The organism is Kineococcus glutinatus (genome assembly GCF_039542765.1).
In the GTDB taxonomy this organism is placed as follows: domain Bacteria; phylum Actinomycetota; class Actinomycetes; order Actinomycetales; family Kineococcaceae; genus Kineococcus_A; species Kineococcus_A glutinatus.
In genome coordinates, this window is record NZ_BAABIL010000181.1 from 1 (window position 1) to 6,521 (window position 6,521).

7 protein-coding genes are annotated in these 6,521 nt (G+C 74.5%); 1 reads left to right on the forward strand and 6 read right to left on the reverse strand.

Annotation, left to right across the window (positions count from 1 at the left end; all coding sequences use genetic code 11):
• Window positions 1-234 precede the first annotated feature (234 nt).
• The 6 genes from ABEB16_RS07815 to ABEB16_RS07840 all read right to left on the reverse strand — a co-directional run bounded on the left by ABEB16_RS07815 (window position 235) and on the right by ABEB16_RS07840 (window position 6,041).
• Window positions 235-381 (reverse strand): hypothetical protein, encoded by a 147-nt coding sequence (locus ABEB16_RS07815; RefSeq protein ID WP_345711699.1) that lies wholly within the window; start codon window positions 379-381, stop codon window positions 235-237.
• Between the two features lie 81 nt (window positions 382-462).
• Entirely contained in the window at window positions 463-699 is a 237-nt protein-coding gene (locus ABEB16_RS07820) for a hypothetical protein (protein ID WP_345711700.1), read from the reverse strand.
• 114 nt (window positions 700-813) lie between these two features.
• The gene (locus tag ABEB16_RS07825; protein WP_425560135.1) at window positions 814-2,079 is read right to left on the reverse strand and encodes an alkaline phosphatase; all 1,266 of its coding nucleotides are present in this window, start codon (window positions 2,077-2,079) and stop codon (window positions 814-816) included.
• Window positions 2,080-2,437: 358 nt separating this feature from the next.
• Window positions 2,438-3,178 carry a ThuA domain-containing protein gene (locus ABEB16_RS07830; protein WP_345711702.1) on the reverse strand — a complete coding sequence of 247 codons (741 nt, stop codon included), beginning with the start codon at window positions 3,176-3,178 and terminating at the stop codon, window positions 2,438-2,440.
• The gene (locus ABEB16_RS07835; protein WP_345711703.1) at window positions 3,175-4,260 is read right to left on the reverse strand and encodes a Gfo/Idh/MocA family protein; all 1,086 of its coding nucleotides are present in this window, start codon (window positions 4,258-4,260) and stop codon (window positions 3,175-3,177) included. The genes ABEB16_RS07830 and ABEB16_RS07835 overlap by 4 nt, the downstream gene beginning before the upstream one ends.
• Window positions 4,257-6,041 (reverse strand): glycoside hydrolase family 13 protein, encoded by a 1,785-nt coding sequence (locus tag ABEB16_RS07840; RefSeq protein WP_345711704.1) that lies wholly within the window; start codon window positions 6,039-6,041, stop codon window positions 4,257-4,259. The genes ABEB16_RS07835 and ABEB16_RS07840 overlap by 4 nt, the downstream gene beginning before the upstream one ends.
• 126 nt (window positions 6,042-6,167) lie before the next feature.
• Here ABEB16_RS07840 and ABEB16_RS07845 point away from each other — a divergent pair.
• The coding region (locus ABEB16_RS07845) for a helix-turn-helix domain-containing protein (protein WP_345711705.1) at window positions 6,168-6,521 on the forward strand (354 nt) is incomplete at its 3' end.

The window sequence follows — 6,521 nt, forward strand, 5'->3', positions numbered from 1 at the left end:
CGCGGGGTCGACCCCCGCGTCCAGCGCGGTGCCGGGTGCGGTGCCGCAGGCGGCGAGCAGCACCGCCGCGGCGGCCCGCGCGGCCGGGCGCGCGACGGGGGGGAGTGCGCGACCGGGCGCTCCGCTCCTCGGGTGGGGCATGGGGTTCCTCTCCTCGTGCGCCGGGTGCTGCCGGCGGGGTGCGTCGCCGCGGTGGGGACGCAGCGTGCCGCGCACAGGCCGGTCACCGTTAGCTCACCGCGCGTGGCCGACCGGCCGCTGTCCCGGGATCCCCGCCTCGTGCGGCGTGGCGGCGAACTCCTCGCCCTCGTCGGGCAGCACGTCCGCCCCGGCGGGCCCGTCGTCCTCGTCGGGCACCCCTGCGGCGGCACGGTGCGTCACGCAGGCCGCCGCCGGCGGCAGCAGCGTGCGGCGTCCCAGGACCGGCGGGGGCCTTGCCAGGGGGGCGGCCCGGCGGGAGGGTCAGGCCTCCTCCTCCGCCTCCTCGGTCCACCGGCGGGTGCCCGGGTCGACGAAGCAGTCGACGCCCTCGTGCTCGACCTCGACCTCCACGGGGAGGTCCTGCACCCGCTGGGACGCGACGGCGACCTGCTGCTCGGTGGGGGCGGGCAGTTCCGCGCACAGGCTCGTGCTGCTGCACGCGGTCAGCGCGAGGGAGGCCAGGGCGGTGGCGATCAGGGCGGGGGCGGTCCTCTTCACGGGCCGATCGTGCCAGCACGCCGTCGTGCCGGACAGGAGGTTTCGGCGGGCACCGGCCGGGCGCACCGCGGGGCGGCCCCTCCCGGTGGAGGGACCGCCCTGCGGCGGTGGAGGTCAGTAGCCCAGCAGGGCCAGCCGCATCGCGGAGTACACGTAGGTGTTCTCGTAGGTGCCGGTGAACAGCTCCGAACCCGGACCGTACGCGGTCAGCGGGACGTCGACGCCGGTGTGCCCGGTGGTCGTCCAGTCCACGACGAACTGGTCGCTGCGCCCGACGATCGGGAAGGGGCCGTCCTCGGCGGAGTCGCCGTCGCCGGACTCGTCGCCCTCGTCGGCGGACTCGATGCTCAGGCCGCCGGTCTCGTGGTCGGCGGTGGTGATGACGAGGGTCTCGCCGTCCTGCTCCGCGAACGTCTTGGCCCTGAGCACGGCGCGGTCGAGCTCGTCGACGGCCTTGATGGTCTTCTCCGCGTTGTTGGAGTGCGCGAACTCGTCGACGGCCTCCTCCTCGACGACCAGGAAGAAGCCCTCCTCGTCCTCGGCCAGGACGCTGAGCGCCTTCTCCGTCATCTGCTCCAGGGACACGACGGGCTCGTAGACGTCGCCCTCGCCCTCGGGGTTCTGCTGGAACATCTCCTGGTTCGCGAAGAGGCCGAGGAGCTTGGAGCCTTCCGCGGCGGTGAGGCCCTCCGCGGAGTTCACGTAGGTGTAGCCCTCGTCCTCCGCCCGGTCGATGAGGTCGCCGCGGTCGCTGCGGCTGCCCTCCTCCGGGTCCTCGGCCGGGGCGTCGGGGAAGGCGCCCTCGTCGCCCTCGGGCAGCCACCAGTCCTCACCGCCGCCGAGGACGACGTCCGGCCTGCTGCCCGTGAGGTACTGCTCGGCGATGGCGGACTGCTCGCCGCGGTCGCTGACGTGCGCGCCGAAAGCGGCGCCGGTGGCGTCGGTGACCTGGCTGGTGGTCACGATGCCGGTGGCCTTGCCGGCGTTGCGGGCCTGCTCGAGGATCGTCGGGATCGCGTTGCCCCGCGGGTCGACGCCGACGGCGCCGTTGAACGTCTTGGTGCCGGTGGCGTAGGCCGTCGCGCCCGCCGCGGAGTCGGTGACGAACGCCTCGGGGTCGTCGGGGGAGGTGTGCACCAGGCCGGAGACCGGCAGGGAGTCCATGTAGAGCTCGCGCTCCAGGCCCGCGAAGGCGAGCCGGCCGGCGGCGCGGGCGGCGGCACCCATGCCGTCGCCGACGAACAGGATCACGTTCCTGGCCCGGCCCGGAGCGGCCGCGGTGCCCTCGGCGGCGCGGTCGGTGGCGGCGCGGTCGGCGGCGGCGGCCTTGAGGTCGACCTGGGGCGTGACGGCGGAGCGGCTCTCCGGGCGCTCGGCCACCTCGGCGGCGATGCCCGCGCCGGCGGTGGCGGTGGTCACGCCGAGGACGGCGATCCCGACGACGGCGGGGCGGGACAGGGTTCGACGAGCGGAACGCACGGTACCTCCAGCAGCAGATCCGGGAAGGTGCGTCGAGGATCGAACCAGGGCCGCGGTGCGGAGCGGCCGACTGCGGGAGAACGAGGCGTGACGATCGCTTGAGCGTTCATCGATGATCACCTGCGCGGCGCGGCGCGGCGCGGCGCCCGTCTCCGGGTTCGGGTGGCCGGGACCACCCCGTCGGCCGCCCGAACCCGGAGGCGGGCGCCGACGAGGGGCTGCGGTACCGCTCGAACCCGGAGGTGGGCGCCCCCGCGCCTCAGCCCGCCCAGCGCCGCGCCGGGTTCGTCACCCCCAGGGGCTCGCGCACCAGCTCCGGCCGCGCCGCCCAGCGCACCCCGTTGGCGAGGACCCGGCGCACGTCCGGGTGGTGGTAGACGGGGTAGCTCTCGTCGCCGGGGCTGAAGTAGAAGACCCGCCCCTTGCCGCGCCGCCACGTCGCGCCGGAGCGGAACACCTCACCGCCGGCGAACCAGCTCACGAACACCAGCTCGTCCGGCGGCGCCACGTCGAACGGCTCGCCGTACATCTCCTGCCGCTCGATGACGAACGGGTTGGGCACGCCCTCGGCGATGGGGTGGGCGGGGTCCACGGTCCACACGACCTCCCGCTCCCCGTCGTTGCGCCACGCCAGCGAGCAGGTGGTGCCCAGCAGGCGCTTGAACACCTTCGAGAAGTGCCCGGAGTGCAGCACGAGCAGCCCCATGCCGCCGAGGACGTGCCGCTGCACCCGGTCCACGACCTCGTCGGCGACGTCGCCGTGCGCGGCGTGACCCCACCAGGTCAGCACGTCGGTGTCGGCCAGCACGTCATCGGTGAGGCCGTGCTCGGGGTCGGACAGCACCGCGGTGCGGATGCGGGCGTCCGGCAGGTGCTCGGCCAGGCCGGCGGCGATCGCGCCGTGCATGCCGTCGGGGTAGTACCCCCGGATCCCCCGGGGGTGGTCGTTCGTCTCGTGGACGTTCTCGTTCCAGACGGTGACGCGGAGCGGGCTGCTCACAGCGCGACCTCCCTGTGCTCGCGGGCGGATCGGTAGCAGGCGTCGATGACCCGCGCGCGGGTCAGGGCGTGCGAGCCGTCGTGGGCGGACCACGTGCCGGGGTCGCCGCGCACCACGTCGACGAACTCCTCGACGACGGCCTGGTGGGCGCGGCCGGGCTGGGCGGTGATGGTGTGGTCGGCGGGGTGGCCGCCGCGCTCGGTGAACACCTGCACGTCCGCGACGGGGACGTCGGTGGCGCCGACGGCCCGCCACTCCGCGCCGCCCTCGGTGCCGTAGACGGTGAAGTCCATGACGTCGACGGGGTCGCGGTACGTGGCCCAGCCGGTCTCCAAGGCCAGGGTGCCGCCGCCCTCGAGGCGCAGGAACGCCGAGGCGAAGTCCTCCACCTCGTACGCGGACGTCTCGTGGGTGAGGGTGTCGCGGTCGCCGCCGCCGCGGCCCCGGGGGCCCAGCTCGGAGTAGGTGGCGGCGCTGGCGGACAGGACGCGGGGTTCGCCGAGCAGGTGCAGCGACCAGTCGAGGACGTGGACGCCGATGTCGACGAGCGGGCCGCCGCCGGACATCTCCTCGTTGACGAACCAGCTGCCGAGCCGGGGGATGCCGTTGCGCCGCAGCCAGGAGGCGCGCGCGTAGTAGGGCCGGCCGATGGCGCCGCGGGCGATGAGGTCGGACAGCGCCATGACGTCGCCGCGCCGGCGGTGGTTGAACACGACGTCGAGGACGCGACCGGCAGCGCGCGCGGCGTCCACCATGGTCTGCGCCTCGTCGCCGGTGCGCGCGATCGGCTTCTCCGACAGCACGTGCGCGCCGCGCCGCAGGGCCGCGACGGCGATGGGGGCGTGCAGCCAGGTGGGCACGGCGATGCTCACGGCGTCGAGGCCGGGCAGTTCGACGAGGTCCTCCCAGCGGGCGAACGTGGCGGGCACCTCGTGGCGCCGGCCGAGCTCGGCGAGCAGGTCGGCCTCCTGCCCGGCGAGGGCCACGACCTCCACGCCCCGGATGGCCCGGTAGGCCTCCAGGTGCTGCTGCCCGGCCCAGCCCAGCCCGATGACACCGACCCGCAGCGGGCGCACCGTCACGGCGCACCTCCTGCGCCCGCGGACCCGTCCAGCGACCGTTCGTGCACGCGTGCCTCCCACGCTCGTAGTTCCCCGACCCCACCCGGCGGGTCGCCGGGGACGTTCCCCAGCAGCAGCCCGCTGCCCGCCCAGCCGTCCGGCACGTCCACCGCGACCGGTTCCCCGGAGACGTTGCAGAGCACGAGGAGCTCCACGTCCCCGAGCGTGCGGGTGAAGGCGTACACCTGCTCGTGGTCGGGCAGCAGCATCGTGAAGTCGCCGTGCGCGACGGCGGGGACCTCGTGGCGCAAGGCGATGAGCCGGCGGTGGTGGGCGAACACCGAGCCGGGGTCGTCGCGCTGGGCGGCGGCGTTGACCTCGCGGTGGTCGGGGTTGACGGGCAGCCACGGGGTCCCGGTGGTGAACCCGGCGTGCTCGGTGCCGTCCCACTGCACCGGCGTGCGGGCGTTGTCGCGGCCCATCGCGCGCAGCCCGGCGAGCACGGTCTCCTCGTCGGCGCCGGCGGCGAGGGCTTGGGCGTGGTGGTTGAGGGACTCGATGTCGCGGAACTCCCCGATGTGCGTGAAGGGGAAGTTCCGCATGCCGAGCTCCTCGCCCTGGTAGACGTAGGGCGTCCCGCGGTGCAGGTGCAGCAGCGTGGCCAGGCAGGTGGCGGAGCGCACCCGCCAGCGCGGGGAGTCGTCACCGAAGCGGGACACGACCCGCGGCTGGTCGTGGTTGTCCCAGTAGAGGCTGTTCCACCCGACGTCGGCGAGGCCGGCCTGCCAGCGGCCGAACGACGCCTTGAGGTCGGTCAGCCGCAGCGGGCGCGGGTCGAACTTGCCGCCGGGGCCGTGGTCGAGACCGACGTGCTCGAACTGGAACACCATGTCCACCTCGGCGCGGGCGGGGTCGGTGAACAGCCGCGCGTCCTCCACGGTGACGCCGGGCATCTCCCCGACGGTGATGAGCCGGGCGTCGCGGCCGGCGAACACCGCCTCGTGCATCTCGTGCAGGAACTCGTGGATGCGCGGGCCGCAGATGTAGGCGGCCGAGCCGTCGCCCCAGGGCGTTCCGGGCAGCGGGGGGCCGTCGGGCAGCGAGCCGTCCGCCGCGACGTCCTTGGAGACCATGTTGACGACGTCCATCCGGAACCCGTCGACGCCCCGGTCCAGCCACCAGTTCATCATCTCGTGCACGGCCCGACGGACCTCGGGGTTCTCCCAGTTGAGGTCGGGCTGCTTGCGGGAGAACAGGTGCAGGTAGTACTCGCCGCTGGCCTCGTCGAGCTCCCAGGTGGGGCCGGAGAAGAAGCTGTGCCAGTTCGTGGGTTCGGCGCCGGGCTGGCCGGGTGCCATGCCCTCCCGGGGCGGTCGCCACCAGTACCAGTCGCGCTTGGGGTTGTCCGTCGAGGAGCGCGACTCCAGGAACCAGGGGTGCTCGTCGGAGGTGTGGTTGACGACGAGGTCCATGACGAGCTTCATGCCGCGCGCGTGCACGGCGGCGAGCAGTTCGTCGAACTGCTCCAGCGTCCCGAACACGGGGTCGATGTCCTGGTAGTCGCTGATGTCGTAGCCGTTGTCGTCCTGCGGGGAGGGGTAGACCGGCGAGAGCCAGACGACGTCGACGCCGAGGTCGGCGAGGTGGTCCAGGTGCTGCAGGACGCCGCCGAGGTCGCCGATGCCGTCGCCGTCGGAGTCGGCGAAGGAGCGGGGGTAGACCTGGTAGACGACGGCGGTGGTCCACCAGGCGGGGTCGGTCCGCGCGGCGGTGGTCCGCCCGGTGGGCCGGGGTGTGGTCACGGGCGCTGCTCCTGGGGCGGTGGGGGGCCGCCGCCGGTGTCGGTCGTCCGGTCCGCGGCATTGGGAAACGTCGTTGCGATATTGTGGTCACCCGGCCCGCGACCGGTCAAGCGGATGGAGGCCCCCGTGCGCGACGCACCCGCCACGCCGACCACCGCCCTGCTGCGCCGCCTCAACGCCGGTGCCGTCCTCGACGCCCTGCGCGGCGCCCGCGCGCCGGGGTCGGGCGCGGTGGGAGGGGCGATGACGGGCACGGAGGTCATGGCCGCCACCGGCCTGTCCCGGCCCACCGTGCACACCGTCTGCGACGCCCTCATCGACCTCGGCTGGGTGCGGGAGGCGGCCGGTGGGGAGGAGACCGCCCGCCCCGGCCGGCCCGCGCGCCGCTACGCCTTCGACGCCCGCGCCGGGTACGTCCTGGGCGTCGACCTCGGCGCCCACAAGGTCACCGTCGTCCTCGCCGACCTCGTCGGCACCGCG